Raw genomic sequence first — 19,148 nt, forward strand, 5'->3', positions numbered from 1 at the left:
GGATGGCATAAGTGCATCGTCATCGGAGGAAAAAGGGGATGGCGAGATAAAAGGGCCGCCACCTGCTGGACCTTATGTGGTTGTAGGTGCGCGGTTTTTTCAGGTGGCACGATATTCAGCCGGGTGGCGCGATTCTCCGATTATCGCGTGACATCAGCCTGTTGGCAGGTGGCAGCGCGGATTTCGGTGATGTGATGGCCATCGGCGACGATGATTTCGAGGTGCGGCCGGGAAGGAGTCGCGACGCTGGCAAGGGGTCCGGGCGCAAGGCCCAGAGCCTCGCGGCGCAGGTCCGCCGGGCGGCGGCAAAAGCAGGCTATAGCCGCAGAGGAGCCTCCCGGGGCAAGGGGACCGGGCATCATGGTCGCGGTCGCATCGCGCGGCTGAGAGCCAGGTCGCCGGCCAATGCCAGGCGCGTGGTCATCAAGGCCCGCGTCGTCCGGCACAAGGGATCCAAGTACCGTTCCGCACCGCTCGCCCGCCATATCGACTATTTGAAGCGCGACGGGGTGGCTCGCGATGGACGCGACGCCAGCCTTTTCGATGCATGCTCGGATCAGGCGGACGGCAGTGCATTTGCCCACGCTTGCGAAGACGATCGACATCATTTCCGCTTCATTGTCTCCCCCGAAGACGCCGTGCAGATAAGCGATCTGCGCGCGTTCACTCGCGAGCTGATGGAAGACGTGGCGCGTGATCTCGACACCCGGCTCGACTGGGTCGCGGTGGATCACTGGAACACTGACAATCCCCACATCCATATCCTCGTGCGCGGCGTCGATGAGCGCGGCGCCGACCTGGTCATCGACCGCGACTATATCCGCGAAGGCATGCGCGCCCGTGCCGAAGAGCGCGTCACTGCGGAACTGGGCCTGCGCACCGACCAGGAAATTCGCACCGCGCTCGAACGGGAGGTCGAGGCCGATCGCTGGACCAGTCTCGACCGGCGGCTGCAACGGATGGCCGACGGCGTCAGCGGCATGGTCGATCTGCGTCCTGGCGGCACAGATGATCCCGAGATGCGTCGCCTGCTGATCGGGCGCGCTACGAGGCTCGAACGGCTGGGGCTTGCCTCCAGGCAGGGGCCGGCGGTCTGGTCGATCCGGCCTCAGGCGGAACAGACCCTGCGCGATCTCTCCATCCGCGGCGACATCATCAAGGCCATGCACCGCGCGATGCGCGCGGGCGGTCATAACTTCGATCCCGGCGGCTTCGCGGTGCATGGCGATGCACCCGACGATCCCATCATCGGCCGGCTCGTCGAGCGGGGACTGCACGATGAACTGATGGGCACCGCTTACGCCGTGATCGAAGGCACGGACGGCCGGATCCATCATTTGCGCTTCAATGATATCGAGATGACCGGCGACGCGAAACCAGGCGCCATCGTCGAGACACGAAGTTGGCAGGACGCCAGAGGAAATAGCCGTCTGTCGCTCGCGATGCGCTGCGACCTGACATTGGCCGAGCAGGTGAAGGCGCCCGGTGCAACCTGGCTCGATCGCCAGCTCATCGCCCGCGAGCCGCTGGCGCTGGGCCAAGGGTTCGGTGGCGAGATTCGCGTCGCCCTAGTTGAGCGGGCGCGTCATCTCGAAGGCGCTGGGCTCGCCCAACGACGCGGCACAGGCTTTCTGTTCGCGCGGGGATTGATCGAAACGCTCAAGGCCAATGAGGTTGAGCAGGAGATCGACTCTCTCGTCCGGCGCACCGGCCTTGTGCATCGGCCATCGGGCGCCGGCGACTATGTGAGCGGCGTTTATCGCGAGCGCGTGACGCTGGCTTCGGGCCGGTTCGCAATGATCGACGACGGGCTCGGCTTCCAGCTCGTCCCTTGGCGGCCAGCGCTCGATCAACATTTGGGCACACATATCAGCGGCACCATGAACCCCGCCGGCGTCGACTGGTCGCTAGGACGCGGCCGGGGAATGGGCCTTTGAACCTTCCTTCCCCATGTCCACGGAGTCCAGGCTCATGAAGGCCACCCAAATTCTCTGGTGCCAGGTCATCGCCGTGCTCAGCGTGACGCTGGCCGGCATCTGGGCAGCGACCCAATGGACGGCCCATGCGCTGGCCTATCAGGCCGAACTGGGCGCGCCTTGGTTCTGGCTGGGGCCATGGCCGATCTATCCACCTGCTGCCTTCTTCTGGTGGTGGTTCGGGTTCGATGCCTATGCGCCCAAGATCTTTGAGAAGGGCGCGCTCATCGCGGTGTCGGGCGCGATGGCGGGCATCGTTCTTGCGATCGTCATGTCGGTCTGGCGTGCGCGCGAGGCGAAGAAGGCCGAAACCTACGGGTCGGCTCGCTGGGCCAGTGAGAGTGAGATCAAACGCGCGACCATGCTTGGCGACCAGGGCGTCATTCTGGGGTGCCTTGCGCGAGACTATTTGCGCCATGACGGTCCTGAGCATGTGCTGTGTTTCGCACCGACCCGCTCGGGCAAAGGCGTCGGCCTTGTCATTCCGACGCTGCTGACCTGGCCGGGAAGCTGCATCGTTCATGATATCAAGGGCGAGAACTGGCAACTCACGTCTGGTTTCCGCGCCCGGCATGGCCGTGTGCTGCTGTTCGACCCCACCAACTCGGCGAGCGCCGCCTACAATCCGCTGCTCGAAGTGCGCAAAGGCGTATGGGAAGTGCGCGACGTTCAAAATGTCGCCGATGTTTTGGTCGACCCCGAAGGAAGCCTCGAGAAGCGCAATCACTGGGAAAAGACCAGCCATGCGCTGCTGGTCGGTGCGATCCTCCATGTCCTCTATGCCGAGGAAGACAAAACGCTGGCGGGCGTTGCCGCCTTCCTTTCCGATCCGCGCCGCCCGATTGAGACCACGCTACGCGCAATGATGTCCACGCCGCATCTTGGCAAAGCGGGCGTCCACCCGGTGGTCGCGTCGGCCGCGCGCGAGCTGCTCAACAAGTCGGAGAATGAGCGGTCGGGCGTGCTCTCCACCGCCATGTCCTTCCTCGGGCTCTATCGCGACCCGATCGTGGCAAAGGTCACGCGTTCTTGCGACTGGCGCATCGCCGACCTGGTGGACGGACCACGGGCGGTCTCGCTCTATCTGGTCGTGCCACCGTCGGACATCAGTCGGACCAAGCCGCTTATCCGCCTGATTCTCAATCAGGTTGGCCGAAGGCTGACTGAGGAATTGACGCCCAAGGGCCGTTCACATCGCTTGTTGCTGATGCTTGATGAGTTTCCGGCGCTGGGTCGCCTCGATTTCTTCGAGAGCGCGCTCGCCTTCATGGCGGGCTACGGGATCAAAGCCTTTCTGATCGCCCAGAGCCTCAACCAGATCGAGAAGGCCTACGGGCAGAACAATGCCATCCTTGATAATTGTCATGTCCGTGTAGCGTTTGCGACCAATGACGAACGCACCGCAAAGCGGATTTCGGACGCGCTCGGCACCGCGACCGAGATGCGCGCGATGAAGAATTATGCCGGGCATCGGCTGTCGCCCTGGCTTGGCCATCTCATGGTCTCGCGCACCGAAACCGCTCGGCCGCTGCTCACGCCCGGCGAGATCATGCAACTGTCGCCCGACGAGGAAATCGTCATGGTGGCAGGGATCCCGCCTATCCGTGCCCGGAAAGCACGCTACTTCACCGATCCGCGCTTTACCCGCCGGATGGTCACGCCGCCCAGAATTACGCCCAGCGATCCCAAGCAGCGGCCTCGGGATGACTGGTCGGCGCTCGAGGCGGTCGACGGACCTTTGGCGCCGGAGACCGAAGTGGGGACGGGTAGGGGCACGGATCGCGAGATGGAAGGTGGCCATCGGCAGAAGGGCGCGGAAAGGATCAATGAGGCCGACGTTGGAAAAGCGCAGCCGGGTGACAATGTTGGTGAAGCGCCGGCCGGAGGTCGCCAAGAGCCGAGCAAAGGCGATGCCGCTGATCCGGCCAATGCCGGCATTCGCCTTGAGCCAGGCCTCGGCCAGCATGAGGAGATTGTCACACGCGACAGAGTGCCCGCGCTCCCTGATGGAGCCGAGGACGATCGGCAGGATGAAGAAGCGGCGCGCGCAAAGCGTCAAGCCGATCGCGCCATGGGGCGCAATGCCCGTGCCGCCTCGCTCGATCCTGATGACGGAATTGTCCTGTGAAAACGGCCTCGGTGAAGCGCAGCATCCGGCTTCGTCACGATATCGCACGTCGGCTCGCCGATCAGGCCATTGCGCGCCGCACCAGTCAGGCTGCGATCATCGAAGCAGCGCTCGACTCTTTCCTGTCGCCCGATGCAGCCGAGCGGCTCGAAGCCGCACTTTCACGGCGGCTTGATCGTATCACCCGCGATCTGGGGCGTCTTGAATGGCATGTTGCTCTGTCGAATGAGACGCTCGCCTTGTTCATTCGTAATTGGCTGAACGTGATGCCCGTGTTGCCGGACAGCGGGCGCGACGAGGTTCGCGCGCAGGGGCGCGAACGGTGGGAGCGGTTCGTTGAAGCCCTCAGCCGACGCATGGAGCAGGGGCCGCGCCTGACCACAGAAGTATCGCCCGATGTACCGAATTCTGTGAGCGGCTCGCTGTGAACATGTTGGCTCGATGCCGTGGAATATGTCCTGAGATATGTCGCGGCGATAATTGCCGTTTTGCGGTCGCACGCTTGTAGCGGTCAGCTCTTGCCCACTGTCTCAACAAGGAAGACGTGCGCGGGAGGGGTGGCGAGAAGAGTTTCCTCTGGCATGGTTGCGCAGAGCCAGTCCATCGCGTGCCGCCGCTCGATGATCGCGCCGTGGCGATCCTGATAGCGGGAGACCTCGGGATTGGCTGATACGGTGATCACCTTGAACGCGAGCGGCCATTGCCCAAGCGGCGGCTCCCAGACACCGGCCAGATAGAAGAAATTCCCATCCTCGCGCGTTACGCGATAATGTTTCGATCCCACCTTCATCCGGAAGTCGGATACCGGCACGAGACAGCGGTGGCTGGGGAAGGTTTTTTCTTCGGCCTGGACGAACCGGTAGGAGATCCCGTCGCTAAAGCGCGGGTTCGTTCCCCAATGGGCATTCACCAGCTCCTGCTTGCCCGATCCGTCAGGCTTCATGCGAATGATATGATGGGTGGTGCCATCTGCCGCATCGGAATCGAACGGAGAGGGTGTCAGCGCCATTACAAGAACATAGGAAGAACGTTGCGAGCGGGCAAGGAGGGTTGAGCGACAGCCATGTGCAATGACTATCGGCAGGAGGTCGACATTGCCTCGATCATGGATGATTTCGAGGATCTCGAAATCAACATCGAGACGCCCGAAGGGGTGCCGGAGGACAACCCGCGCGTCGATATCCGGATGACCGACATGGCGCCCATTGTTCGCGCCGTCGACCGACCGCCGGGCAACTATCGCGCCGTGGGCGAACTGGTGAACCGGCGATGGAGTTGGCCGGGCAGGAAAGGCCCGGTCTATAATCTGAGAACCGAAGGCTTTGGCGGGAAGGCCCCCGATCTCAGCCTCAATCGCTGCCTTGTTCTGTGCGATGGGTTCTACGAGTTCACTGACCCCGCCATGCCGCGTCCAAAGGACAAGCGTCTCGATAAATGGCTGTTCGAGATGAAGGATCATCGCTGGTTCTGCATGGCCGGCGTGTGGCAACATGATCCCAAGGTCGGCGAGGCGTTTTCGCTGCTGACCATGGATGCCGGCGATGACATCAGGCCCTATCATCACCGGCAGATCATCCCGCTGTCGCGCGAGCAATGGGGGGATTGGCTCAATGCCGATGTTCCTGCCGAGGAGGTCCTCACTTATCTCCCCGCGGGCATGCTCAAGGTCACGCAAGTGTGGCCGCCGCCCGACCAACAGGCCGAGCAGCCATCGCTGGCGCTCTGACCATCCTGTCGTCGCAAGGCGCTTGACGGACTGGCCTACTTGGATGGAACATAAAGGGAACAAGTGAGTCGATGCTGACCAATGCCTGCACCCTGTTCTGCCTTGCCTCGGCCGTCGGCCGAGACGCTCGCTGCGCTCCGCGCAGAGATCGCGTGCTCGCGCGCCGCGCGCGGTAACGCGCTGGGCTTTGGGGTGTCCGCGCTTGACGAGCGGCTCGCCGATCACGGTATCGATGGGAGCGGGCTCCATGAGGTTGCGGCCGCTTCAGCCAGTCTGAACGACGACGCAGCTGCGACGCTGTTCGTCGCCAGCATTGCCGCGCGCTTCGCGAGTCAGCCCGGCTTCAATGTCCTGTGGGCCGTGACCGCTTTCGATCTCTATGCCCCTGGCCTCGAGCAGGTTGGGCTTGGTCCGGACAAGCTGGTCTACGCGCAAGGCCGCAAGGACGTCGAGGTGCTCGCCATGGCCGAGGATGCCTTGCGCGATGGATCGCTCGCCTGCGTCATCGCCGAAGTGAGAGCGGCAGATATGACCGCAACCCGCCGGCTCCAGCTTGCAGCCGCCAACGGCGGGACGCCGATGCTGCTTTACCGGCGCCATCGATCGCGCGATCGCTGTCCGCTGAGCGTGCCCTCGTCAGCCATGACCCGCTGGCGGATCGGCTGCACGGCCTCGCAGCGTCTTCCCTGGGCGGGCGTTGGGCGGCCGCGCTGGCAGGTCGAGCTTGTCCGTCAGCGCAATGGCGATCCTTTTTCCCTCGAACTGGAGGCGTGCGATGCAACGGGTCGCCTCGCTCTTCCTGCCGCAACTCCCGATCGAACGGCTACGCCGGCTCGAGCGCCTGCGCAGGAACGAGCGGCCAGCTACGCCGCCTGAGGCCGGGCCTGCGCCAGGCCCACGCTTTCCAGAGCCGGTCGACGATGATCCTGGCGCCTGCTCGGTGCCGCGGGGTGGCGGATGGCGACCGGGTGCGCGTTGGGCGCGGGACGGGGCGCTAGGCCGCCGACCATCGCAGTCAGACCTCGATGCGCTGCCGGCGCACCAGCGTCCCACGATGCGCGAGATGGGTCGGCGAAGCGAGCATGCCGAGCATCCGTTCAAGGCCGTGAAATACAATATCGCCCGCAGCGACGATGGTCACAGCAGCGCGCTAGCCACAATGCCGACCTGGGCGACTTGGTGGGGTACGCCGACCGTTCTCGTCGCGCGCACGGGGCAGAAGGATGTCATAACCGCCGCCTGTCCGCAGGCGTTAGAGCTGGGGCTTCGACCAGGCATGGCTGGAGCCCATGCCCGAGCGTTGGTTGCTGATCTGGAAGTTCGTGACGCAGAGCCTGAAGCGGACCGCGCGTTGCTCGATCGGCTGGCGCTGCACGCCGCGCGGCAATGGACGCCATCGGCCAGCGTGTCTGGGCCTGACGGCCTCTGGTTCGATCTGACCGGCACGACGCATCTGTTCGGCGGCGAAGAGCGCTTCTGCCGCAGGCTGCTCGCTTTCCTGAAGCGGCTTGGCTTCACGGCGAGGATCGCCGTGGCCGGCACGGCGGGTGCGGCAAACGCGCTCGCGCGGTTTGGCAGCGAAGCGATCACGCTGCTCGAGGTGGGCAAGGAAGCCCAAGCCATCGCAGAGCTCCCCATTGCTGCGCTGCGTCTTGAAGGAGACGCGCTGCTCGCCGCAGCCCGGTTCGGGCTGGAGCGGATTGCCGACCTTTATCCCATGCCGCGCGGGCCGCTGGCACGCCGGCTTGGCCTGAAGACGGTCGAGCGCCTTGATCAGGCGCGCGGCCTCATTGCCGAGCCGATCATCCCGGTGGTTCCGACGCAAGCCCCCATGGTGACGCGGCGGCTACTGGAACCGATCGGCACGCCGGAGAGCATCGCCCAGGTTATCGGCGATCTTGTCGAGGATCTCGTCATTTTGCTGCGCGCCCGAGGATTGGGCGCCCGCAACGTGCTGCTGATCGCTGAGCGGGTGGACGGCGCAGCGCAGCGCCTGGGGGTCGGCGCATCCCGTGCGACGCGCGACGGAAAGCATTTGAAGCGCATGTTCGCGCTGCGGATGACGCAACTCGATCCCGGTCTCGGCATCGAGGCCATGCACCTTGTCGTGCCGATGGCCGAGCCGCTCGGCGCGCAGGCCGCCGGTGCGCTTCTCGAAACCTCGGCCAAGGTGCGTGACCTTGCCCCGCTGGTCGATCAGCTGGCGACGCGGGCAGGCGCTTCGGCGCTATTCCGCATATCGAGCGAAGAAAGCGATGTGCCGGAACGGGCCATGCGCCGGGTTTCGCCGCTGGATTGCGTCCAGGGCTGGCCGGGCTGGAAGCGGCCGGCGCGCTTGCTCAAGCGTCCCGAACAACTCTCCAACGTCGTCGCGCTGCTGCCCGATCATCCGCCACGCCGCTTCACATGGCGCCGGCAGAGCTACCAGGTGGTCGCAGGGGACGGTCCCGAGCGCGTCCATGGCGAATGGTGGCGCAATGCGCATGAGCTCTGGGCCGTGCGCGATTATTTTCGGGTCGAGGCGCAAGGCGGCGCGCGCTTCTGGATCTTCCGGCGGGGCGATGGCGTCGAGGCGCAGACCGGCGACCTTAGCTGGTACATGCACGGGATGTTCGGCTGATGGCTACGCCGGATACGACCTATGTCGAGCTGCAGGTCACCAGCCACTTCTCGTTCCTGCGCGGCGCATCTTCGCCGGAGGAATTGTTCGCGGCCGCCGCGTTGCTTGGTCACGGGGCAATGGGGCTTGCGGACTGGGGGACGGTCGCCGGGGTCGTGCGCGGATGGGACGGCCAGAAGACGACCGGTGTCCGAATGATCCCGGGGACTCGGGTCAAGCTGACGGATGGACGCGCACTGCTGCTCTATCCGCGCTCAAGGCCTGCCTGGTCGCGGCTGACGCGGCTGCTGTCGATCGGCAAGGAGCGTGGCGGCAAGGGCAAGTGCATCCTCGAATGGGCAGATGTTGCGGCCCATGCCGAAGACATGGTCGGCATCTTGCTGCCCGATATGCCTGACGATGTGGCTGGCGATCATTTGCGCGAGCTTGCCCAGCTGTTCGGCGAGCGGGGTTTCTGCGCGCTGTCGCTGCGCCGCCGACCCGATGATGCTGAGCGCCTCCACCTTCTCGACGCCTTGGCGCGCAAGTACGGCATTCGCTCGGTCGCGACCGGAGATGTGCTCTACCATAGTGTGCAGCGCCGCCCGCTTCAGGATGTGGTGAGCGCGATCCGCGAGCGGTGCACGATCGATGAGCTGGGGTTCCGCCGCGAACGGTTCATGGACCGCGACCTTAAGTCGCCGACCGAGATGGAGCGCCGCTTTGCTGCTTTCCCCGATGCCATCCAGGCCAGCGCCGACATCGCGGCACAATGCACCTTCGATCTTGGCGAGATCCAATATCAATACCCTTATGAGCAGGTGATCGAGGGCCGGACCGCTCAGGAGGCGCTTGCCGCCCTCACGCACAAAGCGGCGGCCGCGAAGTTTCCCGACGGCATCCCGCAGCGCTACCGCGCGCAGATCGACCATGAGCTCAAACTCATCGGCGAACTGGGTTACGCGCCCTATTTTCTGACCGTCAATTCGATCGTCGCCGAGAGCCGCCGGCGCGGCATATTGTGCCAAGGGCGTGGGAGCGCGGCCAATAGCTGCGTGTGTTATCTGCTGGGCGTTACCTCGATCGATCCGATCCAGCACGAACTGCTGTTCGAGCGGTTTGTGAGCGGCGAGCGCCGTGAGCCGCCGGATATCGACGTCGATTTCGAACATGAGCGCCGCGAAGAAATCATCCAGTGGATCTATGCGACCTACGGCCGTGACCGCTCGGCCCTGACTGCCGTCGTCACCCGATACCGCACGCGCGGCGCGGTCGCTGAGGTCGGCAAGGCGCTTGGGCTCCCCCGCGATCTCACCAAGATGCTGACCGGCCTTGTGTGGGGCTGGTCGATGGACGGCATCCCACAGGAGCAGATCGAGAGCCTCAATCTCAATGCCGACGATCATCGCCTCAAGCTGACCTTGGAGCTGGCCCGCGAACTAATCGGCACGCCGCGCCATCTCTCGCAGCATCCTGGTGGCTTCGTGCTGACCCAGGACCGGCTCGACGACCTTGTGCCGATCGAACCCGCGCGCATGGAAGATCGTCAGATCATCGAATGGGACAAGGACGATATCGACGCGCTCAAGTTCATGAAGGTCGATGTGCTGGGGCTTGGCATGCTTGGCTGCATGAACCGCGCCTTCAATCTCCTGGAACAGGACAAAGGCATCAAGGTCACGATGGCGGACCTGCAGGATGATGATCCGCAGGTCTATGGCATGATCCAGAAAGCCGACACGCTGGGCACCTTCCAGATCGAATCCCGCGCGCAAATGTCGATGCTGCCGCGCATGAAGCCGAGGGAATTTTACGATCTCGTTATCGAAGTGGCGATCGTCCGCCCGGGTCCGATCCAGGGCGACATGGTCCATCCTTATTTGCGCCGTCGCGAGGGCAAGGAGAAACCCGAATATCCCAAGCCAGAGCTGCGCGCGGTGCTGGAAAAGACCCTGGGCGTGCCGCTCTTCCAGGAGCAGGCCATGAAGGTTGCGATCGTTGGCGCGGGGTTCACGGCGGTCGAGGCCGATCAGCTCCGCCGCGCGATGGCGACCTTCAAGCTGACTGGCGGGGTCAGCCATTTCTACGACAAGCTGGTGGGCGGCATGGTTGCGCGGGGATATCCCAAGGACTTTGCCGAACGGACCTTCAAGCAGATCGAGGGGTTCGGTTCCTACGGCTTCCCTGAGAGCCACGCGGCCTCGTTCGCCAAGATCGCCTACGCCTCTTGCTGGATGAAGTACCATCATCCTGACGTCTTCTGCGCCGCGCTCCTCAATGCCCAGCCCATGGGCTTCTATGCGCCTGCCCAGATCGTTCGCGATGCGCGCGACCATGGCGTCGAGGTCCGGCCGGTCTCGATCAACCATAGCCATTGGGACTGCACGCTCGAGCCAGGGCGCGGGCGATACAGGGCGGTTCGTCTTGGCTTCCGACAAGTGCGGGGGCTAGCCAACGTCCATGGGGCAGCCATCGTCGCGGGGAGGGGGCCTGGCCCTTATGACAGCGTCGAGGAGGTCTGGCGCCGTGCCGGCGTGCCGCGCGCCGCGATCGAGCGTCTTGCCGAGGCCGATGCCTTTCACTGCCTTGCGCAGGATCGTCGACAGGGCCTGTGGAAAGTGAAGGGTCTGGGCGAAGCGCCGCTGCCGCTCTTTGCTGCCGCTGACGAACGCGAGAATGGCTTTTCGCCCGAAGGGATCGAGCCGGGCGTGTCGTTGCGCTCGATGACCGCCGGACGCGAAGTGGTCGAGGATTATCGCTCGCTCCAGCTCTCCCTGCGTGGCCATCCGATGCAGTTTCTGCGTGAGCAGCTCGATGCTATGCGGATCGTCAAATGCGCGGACCTTGCCAATATTCGCGATGGCCGCAATGTCGAGGTGGCTGGCGTCATTCTCGTGCGCCAGCGGCCCGGGTCGGCCAAGGGCGTGCTGTTCGTGACCATCGAGGACGAGAGCGGCGTGGCGCAGGGCATATTATGGCCCGATCGCTTCGAGATCTATCGCCGGCAGGTCATGTCTGCCTCCATGATCGCGATGCGCGGGCGCCTCCAGAAGGAAGGCGAGGTCATCCATATCATCTGCGATCGCATCACTGATCATGACGCAATGCTGCGCTCGATCGGTCGCATGGATTTCGCCGTGGCGCCGGGGCGCGGCGATGGCGCAACGCATGGCGGCGGGCCCGACCCGCGCGACCCGACATTCCCGCGCGGGCGCACGCTTGCCTCACCGCCCTTTGGGTCGGCGCAGGAACAGGAAGAGATTGTTCGTATCCGTAGCCATGATTTCCACTGATGAAGCACCCCGCGAGACGGGGACCACCGAGCGCGCGCTTAATGTCCTGCGGGAAGCGGCGGCCGCCAACGGCCAAGTGCAGACCCGCGGTGTCGCGCTGGCGCTTTGGGTGCTGCGCGAGCGCTGCCCGGATGACTGGCTGATCGCATTCTGGGAAGCGGCAGGGTCGGACCATGAGATCGGCCGCAATCAGGGATTGCACGCCGCCTATAACGGCATTGTGCGGCAGCTGCGCACCAGCGGCGCCATCGTCGAAGACCCAGCGAGGATGAAATGAGCCCGCCGCATTCCTATATCGGACCCTCAACCAACAGTTGCGCAGGAACCAGTACGCATGGCCAATGGCTGGGCGCCGGACGGCGCCGTTCAGGACCAAATCGACGACAGTGTGAAAGACGCGCTGGCAACGGCGCGCGCCCGCATGCCGTCGGGACCAGGCCGCGCCGAATGCGAGGAATGCGGAGAGCCGATCCCGCAGGCACGCCGCGAGGCTCTTCCCGGCGCGCGGACATGCGTTGCTTGCCAGTCTGGCCGCGACAAGCACCGCGCATTCTCCGGCATCAACCGGCGCGGCAGCAAGGACAGTCAGTTGCGCTGATGGTGGCCAAATGAAGTACCGCTTTATCGGTCCCCTGACCGCGGCTTTCATCTGTGTCTGTGCCACCCCAGCCCTGGCCGATCCATGCGAAGGGGCCTTGCCGCGCAAGGGCACGACCTTTTTTGGGATCGTTCGCTATGTGGGCGATGGCGATGGGCTGTGCGTCGGTCCTGCTGGGCGACCTGACCGTTGGATTGAGGTTCGTCTGGCCGACTTCTATGCGCCGGAGCTCCGCGAGCCGGGCGGCGCGGACGCCAAAAGGCGACTTGAACGGCTTGTCATGGGCAAGATGCTCGTCTGCAGGGCAGGGCGGCGAAGCTATGACCGCGTAGTGGCCGCCTGCACCATGGACGGGCGGCCTGTGGGTGATATCCTAAGACGGGCAGGGGGCACCGAGGGCGGGAGAGGGCGCTCCAAATGACTGCCATGTTCGAGTTTTTCGAGGCCCCCGTCGTTCCCGGCTTCTCCATAAAGGAGGACATGCTGACGGTGCGGCAAGAGGCCGCCTTGATCGCCGATATCGATGAGAGCGGTCTTAGTCCGTTTCGTTTCCAGCAATGGACAGGCAAGCGCCTGACGCGGTCCTATGGCTGGAGCTACGACTTCGAGACCGGCAAATTCGCGCCCACTGACCCGCTGCCAGACTGGCTCCACGCAGTGAGGACACAGGCCGCGAGGGTTGCGGGCCTTCCAGCCGAAGCCCTCGTTCAGGCGCTGGTGATCCGATATGACCCAGGCGCGGGCATTGGTTGGCACAAGGACCGACCGGTGTTCGAACATGTGGTCGGCATCTCGCTGGGACACGTGGCCAGTTTGCGGCTGCGCCGGCGAACGGATCGCGGCTTCGAGCGGGCGAAGGTCGAACTGCCGCCGCGCTCCATCTATCATCTGTCAGGAGAAGCCCGGGACAATTGGGAGCACAGCATTGCGCCTATGGAGGTCCCGAGGTGGTCGATAACATTTCGAAGCCTCGCCAGAGCTTAAACGGCTTAGCCACACGATTGCTCTGAATTGTCCGTTATGAAAATCTGCAGCCGATGCACCGGGACCCGCCTTTGACCCCTTAGAAAGCCGGCCTCGTCCACCATCAGCAATTTGAGAGGATGTGATGAGACGTTCATTTTTGCTGTTCGCAGCCTGTCTTTTGCTGGCCGCTTGTTCAGGGGGCACACCCGACGGATCGGCGTCTGTTCCCCTCGACGAGAATGGTGACCCGACGCCGCCGAGCGCGGCGGATGGGCGCAAGCTCATCGCGGACTGGCTCGCAACCCGACCTGCCTGCGCACCATTCTTTGCCATGCCCTGGGATGTCGCAGTCGATAGCCCGGTTGAGCGCCGCCGCGCGCAAGCCTTCGTGGCCGCTGGTCTCCTGCGGCCGGCGGGCTCGTCTTCGTTTGAGGGTGCGGTAGCTCCCCGGCCGGCGCTGCGCTACGCTCCCGCGCCAGGCAGCGAGCAATATATTCGCGCTGGTGGAGAGGATTATGGTGGGGCCAAAACGATGATTTGCTACGGCAAGGTCCATCCACAGGAGGTCAAAATCGAGAATGCCGATCCGATGATGCGCCGGGCGACGCTCCGTTATCGCTTCCGCCTGGTCGAAGTGCCGTCCTGGACGAAGGCGCCGGGGATCAAGGCGCTCTATCCCTGGCTGGATCAGCGGCTCACGGAGGAGGACGATGCGCTGGTCGATTTGGTTTACCGTGACGGAGGATGGCGCATCGACCGCGCCGCGCCGCCGGTCGTTCTGGACCTGCGCCAGCTCAGTCACTGAAGAACAGGGCGCTGGGTTAGGTCCGACGTCGCGTTATCCCGTCAGGTGGAGCTACCGGACGTGACGCAAGGCCATGTCATTCCGGCTTCTGACATACTGCCTCGACATTGACCCCATCGGGGTCGATCACGAACGCTGCATAATAGGCAGGATGGTAATGCGGCCTGATACCCGGCCCGCCATTGTCGCGACCGCCTTGTGCGATTGCCGCGGCGTAGAAGGCATCGACCGCAGCTCTGCTTTGGGCTTCGAACGCGATATGGACACCAGCGCCGCGAGGGCCGTCCGGCAGGGGGCGGCGACTGGACAAATTGCGCGCGCAATACGCTAGCCTACACCTCGCGTCCTGAGCGCTCGACACCGGGAATATCAAGCACTGCCTCGGCCAAGAATTCCACAAGCAGCCTGACGCGCGCAATGCTCGCGCGCTCAGGGGCAATCAGCATGCTGAGTGGAATCGGGGAGAGGGCATAGTCCGGCAGAACCCGCTCGAGGTGGCCTTCTGAGAGCAGATCATCGACAAGCCAAAGATGCGCAGGGCCGATGCCGCGACTAGCAAGATAGGCCTCCCGAGCCGCAAGGCCGTGATCGACCCGAAGACGCCCACCAATTGGCACCATTTGGACCGCCCCATCTGGCCCCGTCAGACTCAGCATGTCGCTGCCGGCGATATTCGACATGCGAATGCCCTCGAGGTTGGCCAATGCCTCCGGCGACGCCGGGCGCCCATGCCGTGAGACATAGTCAGGCGAAGCTACGAGAATCCGCTGGCTATGCCCCAGGGACCGAAGCTTCATCGAACTGTCGCTCAATGGGCCGAGCCTGATTGCGACATCGACACCGTCACGCACGAGATCGATGCGCTCATCGGTCAAGCCAAGGTCGACGCTGATTGCTGGGTGCTGATCCTGAAAGGCGAAGATAAGGCGGCTCAGATGTCGAACGCCTAACGCTGCCGTGCAGGATATACGGATTGTGCCGGCGGCCGTCTCGCTTGTGCTCCTTGCCTCGTCGTTGGCCTGCTCCACCAATCGCAAAATCTGAATGGCATGTGCGTAATAGCGGCTACCTTCCTCGGTAAGTGTGACGCGCCGCGTCGTGCGAGCCAGCAGCACCACACCCAGCGCTTGCTCCAATTCTCGAAGATGCCGCGTGACGCTGGATTGGCCGATGGTCTGCTCGCGCGCGACCGCCGAGAGACTGCCCCGTTCCGCCACACGAACGAAGGTGCGAAGCCGCTCAAGCGTAACGTCGGATTTATCCATGTTTAGGAGAGATCATATGCATAATGCTAGCCTAGTGGAATAAAGGGTGTCAGCCTAGCTGCTGGTGGATCTCATCTCCAACCGCAGGCGTGCACCATGAATGTTCTGATCGTGTTTGCTCATCCCGATCCCCAATCCCTCAACGCGTCCCTGCGCGATGTCGCGATCGAAGAGCTCATGGCCCAAGGTCACAGCGTCGAACTATCCGATCTTTACGCTATGGACTGGAAGTCGCCGGTGGATCGTGCCGACTTTGCCGCGCTTGATCCTGATGCGCGCCTAAAAGTGCCCGCTGCGTCAGGCGAGGCTTTTGCGGCCGATGCGTTGACAGCCGATGTGAAGGCCGAACAGAAGAAGCTCCTCTGGGCCGATGTGCTGATCTTCCAGTTTCCGCTCTGGTGGTTCTCCATGCCCGCAATCCTCAAGGGCTGGGTCGATCGCGTTTATGCCTATGGCTTTGCCTACGGCGTAGGTGAGCATAGCGACCGGCGATGGGGCGAGCGGTACGGGGAGGGGAGGCTCGCCGGCAAGCGCGCTATGCTCATCGTGACGGCCGGCGGCTGGGAACAACATTATGCGGCGCGGGGCATAAACGGTCCGATTGACGATCTTCTTTTTCCGATCAACCACGGTATTCTTCATTATCCCGGCTATGATGTTCTGCCGCCATTTGTGACCTATCGGGTCGACCGTCTCGACGACGCCGGCTTTGATCTCGTGGCCACAAGCTTGCGAGAGCGGATGCGCACGCTCGAAACGACGGTGCCAATACCCTTTCGCCGTCAGAATGGCGGTGATTATCTCATTCCCAGCCTTGAACTGCGGCCTGAGCTGGGTGCACCCGGGGCGAAAGGATTCTCTCTCCACCGGCGATAGCGGGTTGCCTGCCTTGCTTGCGAGGCCTCAAGCAGGCAGTCGAAACTGGGGTGCGATGGGCATTACGAACCCTCGCGTTGAGCCATCCAGAGTTCGAGGTAGTGGATGATAACGGAACCGCAAAACAGTTGAGCTGCTGGAACGAAGGATGATTGGAGGACGCTGAGTGAAGCACCGAGCCATCCCGCCTGCTCTAACAGAGTTGGTCCAGCTGCTCCAAAGTTGGTGACAACAAAGGCCGCATAGACGCACCCCCAGACGACCATCATCAAGGAGGCCGCGAACAGCAATCTTGCCGCGATACCAATGGCTTTCTGAAACATTCTGTCGAACATGACTTGTCCTTCACACCCCGCCGACTGTTACTTCTGCTCGCGAACGCGCGATTTGAAGCCTAGCGACCGTTCATTCGCTGCATTTGCCTTGGCGCACGAGCAATCGATGATGGTTTGCGACTTGCTGATGGGCCCAACTTAGCGCCGTCTGCTCGTTCGTCTTCCGAACTTGGCTGCGATATCGATTTACGATGACGTTGGCGTCTGGCTCGGAGAGATTTGCCAGTGTGCATTGAGCGGCTGGACCACGTGAACGGAGTTTTGCGAACAATTCGGTTTTCGCTGGCCACTCCTTGGTTTCGCCGCCGCCCTTGTAGCGGTGATTGTGCGTGTCTGCCCATCCAGGAACATAGTTATAGTCCTGAGCCGCGGCAGGAGCCAACCCCGCGCCTGCCAGTAAAGCTCCCGCACCCAAAACGCTCAGCCCAAACTTTCCAGAGGAGCTCATCAGCATTTTCCTTCAGCGACCAGCTTGGCTCGGTACCGTTTGCCATGCTCCTCGACCCACGCATCGGCGCTGCGTTTACCGTCCGCGCGAAGCCGTCGCGCATGCTCGGCCTCCATCGCACGGCGCTCGGGCCCGGGACCCGAATTTGCAAAGCACCTGCTTGAAACGTTGGCCCCGCTCTTTCGACCACCGGCGATCTCCCCGGAGAGCTTGTTCGCCATCGTGCTTGTCGAAGTCTGTCCCATGGGCATGGGATCAACGGGCGCATATTGGGCAGCGGCCGGCAACGCCATCAAGAATGATATCATGATGGTGGCGACGCAGTGTTCCAGTTTTCTCATTGAAAGCTGTCCCTCTATACGAACGATTATTGCAGATAACATGTGTTCGGCTGTTCATTTCCTGAACATCGGCTCGTGGAGCTCAAGTCAGCGCAAATGGACCGCGCTCGGCCGCATGCTACTGAGCGATTTGAATATATTCTCGAGCGCATGCTCTTGTTTGGAAGCGTGTCGTAGGCCGAGCCGCTTTTGTCATGTACCGCTGAGCAGCCTCAGAACCATTGGAAGTGATCGCTGTTCTGACACGAGCCAGGATGAGAGGATGGCGAAAGAAACGCTTGCAGCTATTGCTGTGGCTGGCAGAGGGCGATGATGGATGCCCCCCTGAAGCAGGAGATCTCAGAGATCATCGCACGATTGCCCGAGTGGGTTCGCCGTGACCTCAATGCCAAGGATAGCACCATTCGCGAGCGGGCCGAAGATGCGCTGACGGCGATGATGCTGAACGCCATGCACGTGGCAAAACCAGACTGATCAGAGCTGTGTGCCGGAGAGCTTTTTGAGTTCGGTAATCCGCTCCGCGCAGATGTTGTGGACGACCCGGCCCAATTCCTCGACCTGCGTGCCGAGCCAGGCGAGCTCGTCGGCGCTGATCCGGTAGTGCTTGGAGTAGCGCGCCTTCACATAGGCTTCCTTGAGCTTCTCGAACATTGCGCGCTGCTTATGCGTGTCGCCCGGCCAGACATGGACCAGCCGAAGGTCGAGCCGCTCGGCCTGCGTACGCAGAAACCCGATATTGTGAACATGCGGCGTGTAGAACGTCACCACCAGCAGGACACAGTGGTATAGCCTTTCGGTCGCCTGGTGGAGATCGAAAGCCGCCTTCTTGAAATCATTGTCGTCTACCGCATGACGAAAGCCCCGCATAAAGCTCTGCGCGCTGGGCAACCAATCCTCAAAATACTCCTGCGCCATGGCGAGCGCTTGCTCGGGCGTCTTGGGCTTGGGCGTATGAAGGGCGCGGTCGTCGCACTGGTAGAGAGCGATGCCATCCCTGGCGATATCCATGAAGAAGTAGCGGCCATGGGCGAGGCCATCATTCACCTCCTGCAGGGTATGGACGATGAAGTTGACCGGGGTGTGCAGGGTCTGCGTGATGCCCAACTCGCGATTGAGCCGGTCTTCGAGTTTGAGCCAATAACTCACACGATCAGTGAGGCGCTTGTCGTTGACGATGATGAGAAGATCGAAGTCCGAACGATAGCCCTTGGCAGTATGGGGCTCATCGACCCAGCCGCCGCGCGCATAACTGCCGTAAAGGATGACCTTCTCGATCCGGCCCTTCTTCTTCCACTCATGTTTGGCGAGCGCTATCGCATCGCCAAACTCCTCGAAGATGATCTGCACCACCCGTTCGAGTTCGCGCCGCTTGTTCGCAGGGAGATGATCAAGGTCAGTGCGCATGGTCTGGATTACCCTGTCGGTTCGGCCCGTCCTTGGCAAGAGATCACCTTGGGCGCCGCTTTGACGTTGCCCAACGAGCGGAAGATTGGCGGGCGTGAAGGCGACCCGCGTGATCGACCGCTATATGCTCAAGGACGTGGCGCCGTGGGCAAGCCATCCTGCCATCGCCGCCGCGCTACCGGCGATCCCCCGAGCGGTGGCCGGGACCGCCAAGACCGACGCGGACGATCTGCTTCTCACCTATAAGGGCTGGGTCCACCATCGAGCGCTACGCTGATTTTCGGGCCCTTGAGTGGGATTGATTCGCGGGAGATAGCGCGCCGCTATCATTGATCAGAGCGGCTCGGTTACGGCCAGGATGAGGTGGCGCGCTACGCTATCGCCTGTC

General features: G+C 62.9%; 21 protein-coding genes. 14 read left to right on the forward strand and 7 right to left on the reverse strand.

What is annotated here, in order from left to right:
* The first annotated feature begins 194 nt into the window (after positions 1–194).
* The 3 genes from M2333_RS00930 to M2333_RS00940 are packed head-to-tail and all read left to right on the forward strand — an operon-like array spanning position 195 to position 4,532.
* Entirely contained in the window at positions 195–1,937 is a 1,743-nt protein-coding gene (locus tag M2333_RS00930; RefSeq protein ID WP_264612533.1) for a relaxase/mobilization nuclease domain-containing protein, read from the forward strand.
* A 34-nt stretch (positions 1,938–1,971) separates the two neighbouring features.
* Positions 1,972–4,104, forward strand: coding sequence for a conjugal transfer protein TraG (locus tag M2333_RS00935; protein ID WP_264610544.1), 2,133 nt, complete (start codon positions 1,972–1,974; stop codon positions 4,102–4,104).
* A gap of 11 nt (positions 4,105–4,115) precedes the next feature.
* The gene (locus M2333_RS00940; protein WP_264610545.1) at positions 4,116–4,532 is read left to right on the forward strand and encodes a CopG family transcriptional regulator; all 417 of its coding nucleotides are present in this window, start codon (positions 4,116–4,118) and stop codon (positions 4,530–4,532) included.
* Between the two features lie 83 nt (positions 4,533–4,615).
* Here the strand turns inward: M2333_RS00940 and M2333_RS00945 are convergent, their stop codons facing one another.
* Positions 4,616–5,113, reverse strand: coding sequence for an SOS response-associated peptidase family protein (locus M2333_RS00945; protein ID WP_264610546.1), 498 nt, complete (start codon positions 5,111–5,113; stop codon positions 4,616–4,618).
* A gap of 54 nt (positions 5,114–5,167) precedes the next feature.
* On the opposite strand from M2333_RS00945, the gene M2333_RS00950 reads away from it, so the two are divergent.
* From M2333_RS00950 to M2333_RS00985, 8 genes are all read left to right on the forward strand, one after another.
* A complete protein-coding gene (locus tag M2333_RS00950) occupies positions 5,168–5,830 on the forward strand; it encodes an SOS response-associated peptidase family protein (protein ID WP_264610547.1) in 663 nt (220 codons plus the stop codon).
* A 102-nt stretch (positions 5,831–5,932) separates the two neighbouring features.
* The gene (locus M2333_RS00955; protein ID WP_264610548.1) at positions 5,933–6,706 is read left to right on the forward strand and encodes an ImuA family protein; all 774 of its coding nucleotides are present in this window, start codon (positions 5,933–5,935) and stop codon (positions 6,704–6,706) included.
* 178 nt (positions 6,707–6,884) lie between these two features.
* Positions 6,885–8,450: a Y-family DNA polymerase gene (locus M2333_RS00960; protein WP_264610549.1), complete on the forward strand. Its 1,566-nt coding sequence runs from the start codon at positions 6,885–6,887 to the stop codon at positions 8,448–8,450.
* Complete coding sequence (locus M2333_RS00965) at positions 8,450–11,722, forward strand: error-prone DNA polymerase (protein WP_264610550.1); 3,273 nt, start codon at positions 8,450–8,452, stop codon at positions 11,720–11,722. Before M2333_RS00960 ends, M2333_RS00965 begins: the two co-directional genes overlap by 1 nt.
* Positions 11,709–11,999, forward strand: a complete 291-nt coding sequence (locus M2333_RS00970) for a hypothetical protein (protein ID WP_264610551.1) — start codon at positions 11,709–11,711, stop codon at positions 11,997–11,999. Before M2333_RS00965 ends, M2333_RS00970 begins: the two co-directional genes overlap by 14 nt.
* A 57-nt stretch (positions 12,000–12,056) precedes the next feature.
* The gene (locus M2333_RS00975; protein WP_264610552.1) at positions 12,057–12,320 is read left to right on the forward strand and encodes a DksA/TraR family C4-type zinc finger protein; all 264 of its coding nucleotides are present in this window, start codon (positions 12,057–12,059) and stop codon (positions 12,318–12,320) included.
* Between the two features lie 417 nt (positions 12,321–12,737).
* Positions 12,738–13,304 carry an alpha-ketoglutarate-dependent dioxygenase AlkB gene (locus M2333_RS00980; protein ID WP_264610553.1) on the forward strand — a complete coding sequence of 189 codons (567 nt, stop codon included), beginning with the start codon at positions 12,738–12,740 and terminating at the stop codon, positions 13,302–13,304.
* A 124-nt stretch (positions 13,305–13,428) separates the two neighbouring features.
* Positions 13,429–14,091: a hypothetical protein gene (locus tag M2333_RS00985; RefSeq protein ID WP_264610554.1), complete on the forward strand. Its 663-nt coding sequence runs from the start codon at positions 13,429–13,431 to the stop codon at positions 14,089–14,091.
* A 76-nt stretch (positions 14,092–14,167) separates the two neighbouring features.
* Here the strand turns inward: M2333_RS00985 and M2333_RS00990 are convergent, their stop codons facing one another.
* Positions 14,168–14,401, reverse strand: coding sequence for a VOC family protein (locus M2333_RS00990; RefSeq protein ID WP_264610555.1), 234 nt, complete (start codon positions 14,399–14,401; stop codon positions 14,168–14,170).
* Between the two features lie 22 nt (positions 14,402–14,423).
* Positions 14,424–15,356, reverse strand: a complete 933-nt coding sequence (locus tag M2333_RS00995; RefSeq protein WP_264610556.1) for a LysR family transcriptional regulator — start codon at positions 15,354–15,356, stop codon at positions 14,424–14,426.
* A gap of 96 nt (positions 15,357–15,452) precedes the next feature.
* On the opposite strand from M2333_RS00995, the gene M2333_RS01000 reads away from it, so the two are divergent.
* On the forward strand, positions 15,453–16,232 hold the full coding sequence (locus tag M2333_RS01000; protein WP_264610557.1) for an NAD(P)H-dependent oxidoreductase: 780 nt from the start codon (positions 15,453–15,455) through the stop codon (positions 16,230–16,232).
* Between the two features lie 62 nt (positions 16,233–16,294).
* On the opposite strand, the gene M2333_RS01005 is transcribed toward M2333_RS01000, so the two are convergent.
* From M2333_RS01005 to M2333_RS01015, 3 genes are all read right to left on the reverse strand, one after another.
* Positions 16,295–16,567 (reverse strand): hypothetical protein, encoded by a 273-nt coding sequence (locus M2333_RS01005; protein WP_264610558.1) that lies wholly within the window; start codon positions 16,565–16,567, stop codon positions 16,295–16,297.
* A gap of 70 nt (positions 16,568–16,637) precedes the next feature.
* The gene (locus M2333_RS01010; protein ID WP_264610559.1) at positions 16,638–17,015 is read right to left on the reverse strand and encodes a hypothetical protein; all 378 of its coding nucleotides are present in this window, start codon (positions 17,013–17,015) and stop codon (positions 16,638–16,640) included.
* The gene (locus M2333_RS01015) at positions 17,015–17,356 is read right to left on the reverse strand and encodes a hypothetical protein (protein WP_264610560.1); all 342 of its coding nucleotides are present in this window, start codon (positions 17,354–17,356) and stop codon (positions 17,015–17,017) included. Before M2333_RS01015 ends, M2333_RS01010 begins: the two co-directional genes overlap by 1 nt.
* Before the next feature lie 309 nt (positions 17,357–17,665).
* On the opposite strand from M2333_RS01015, the gene M2333_RS01020 reads away from it, so the two are divergent.
* Positions 17,666–17,830, forward strand: a complete 165-nt coding sequence (locus M2333_RS01020) for a DUF6771 family protein (protein WP_264610561.1) — start codon at positions 17,666–17,668, stop codon at positions 17,828–17,830.
* Here the strand turns inward: M2333_RS01020 and M2333_RS01025 are convergent, their stop codons facing one another.
* Positions 17,831–18,760, reverse strand: coding sequence for a nucleotidyltransferase and HEPN domain-containing protein (locus M2333_RS01025; RefSeq protein WP_264610562.1), 930 nt, complete (start codon positions 18,758–18,760; stop codon positions 17,831–17,833).
* Between the two features lie 94 nt (positions 18,761–18,854).
* Between M2333_RS01025 and M2333_RS01030 the strand changes: the two genes are divergently transcribed.
* Complete coding sequence (locus tag M2333_RS01030) at positions 18,855–19,037, forward strand: hypothetical protein (RefSeq protein WP_264610563.1); 183 nt, start codon at positions 18,855–18,857, stop codon at positions 19,035–19,037.
* Positions 19,038–19,148: the final 111 nt, after the last annotated feature.

The sequence above is a fragment of the Sphingobium sp. B11D3B genome (assembly GCF_025961735.1).
Classification (GTDB): domain Bacteria; phylum Pseudomonadota; class Alphaproteobacteria; order Sphingomonadales; family Sphingomonadaceae; genus Sphingobium.

Bases quoted from the DNA above. Each gene is read 5' to 3' on its own strand.
- M2333_RS00945 (WP_264610546.1), bottom strand. From the start codon at position 5,113: ATGGCGCTGACACCCTCTCCGTTCGATTCCGATGCGGCAGATGGCACC.
- M2333_RS01010 (WP_264610559.1), bottom strand. From the start codon at position 17,015: ATGAGCTCCTCTGGAAAGTTTGGGCTGAGCGTTTTGGGTGCGGGAGCT.
- M2333_RS01025 (WP_264610562.1), bottom strand. From the start codon at position 18,760: ATGCGCACTGACCTTGATCATCTCCCTGCGAACAAGCGGCGCGAACTC.
- M2333_RS01000 (WP_264610557.1), top strand. From the start codon at position 15,453: ATGAATGTTCTGATCGTGTTTGCTCATCCCGATCCCCAATCCCTCAAC.
- M2333_RS00960 (WP_264610549.1), top strand. From the start codon at position 6,885: ATGCGCGAGATGGGTCGGCGAAGCGAGCATGCCGAGCATCCGTTCAAG.
- M2333_RS00950 (WP_264610547.1), top strand. From the start codon at position 5,168: ATGTGCAATGACTATCGGCAGGAGGTCGACATTGCCTCGATCATGGAT.
- M2333_RS00980 (WP_264610553.1), top strand. From the start codon at position 12,738: ATGACTGCCATGTTCGAGTTTTTCGAGGCCCCCGTCGTTCCCGGCTTC.
- M2333_RS00965 (WP_264610550.1), top strand. From the start codon at position 8,450: ATGGCTACGCCGGATACGACCTATGTCGAGCTGCAGGTCACCAGCCAC.
- M2333_RS01020 (WP_264610561.1), top strand. From the start codon at position 17,666: ATGATGGATGCCCCCCTGAAGCAGGAGATCTCAGAGATCATCGCACGA.
- M2333_RS00975 (WP_264610552.1), top strand. From the start codon at position 12,057: ATGGCCAATGGCTGGGCGCCGGACGGCGCCGTTCAGGACCAAATCGAC.
- M2333_RS00995 (WP_264610556.1), bottom strand. From the start codon at position 15,356: ATGGATAAATCCGACGTTACGCTTGAGCGGCTTCGCACCTTCGTTCGT.
- M2333_RS00985 (WP_264610554.1), top strand. From the start codon at position 13,429: ATGAGACGTTCATTTTTGCTGTTCGCAGCCTGTCTTTTGCTGGCCGCT.
- M2333_RS00970 (WP_264610551.1), top strand. From the start codon at position 11,709: ATGATTTCCACTGATGAAGCACCCCGCGAGACGGGGACCACCGAGCGC.
- M2333_RS00935 (WP_264610544.1), top strand. From the start codon at position 1,972: ATGAAGGCCACCCAAATTCTCTGGTGCCAGGTCATCGCCGTGCTCAGC.
- M2333_RS00930 (WP_264612533.1), top strand. From the start codon at position 195: ATGGCCATCGGCGACGATGATTTCGAGGTGCGGCCGGGAAGGAGTCGC.
- M2333_RS01015 (WP_264610560.1), bottom strand. From the start codon at position 17,356: ATGAGAAAACTGGAACACTGCGTCGCCACCATCATGATATCATTCTTG.
- M2333_RS01005 (WP_264610558.1), bottom strand. From the start codon at position 16,567: ATGTTCGACAGAATGTTTCAGAAAGCCATTGGTATCGCGGCAAGATTG.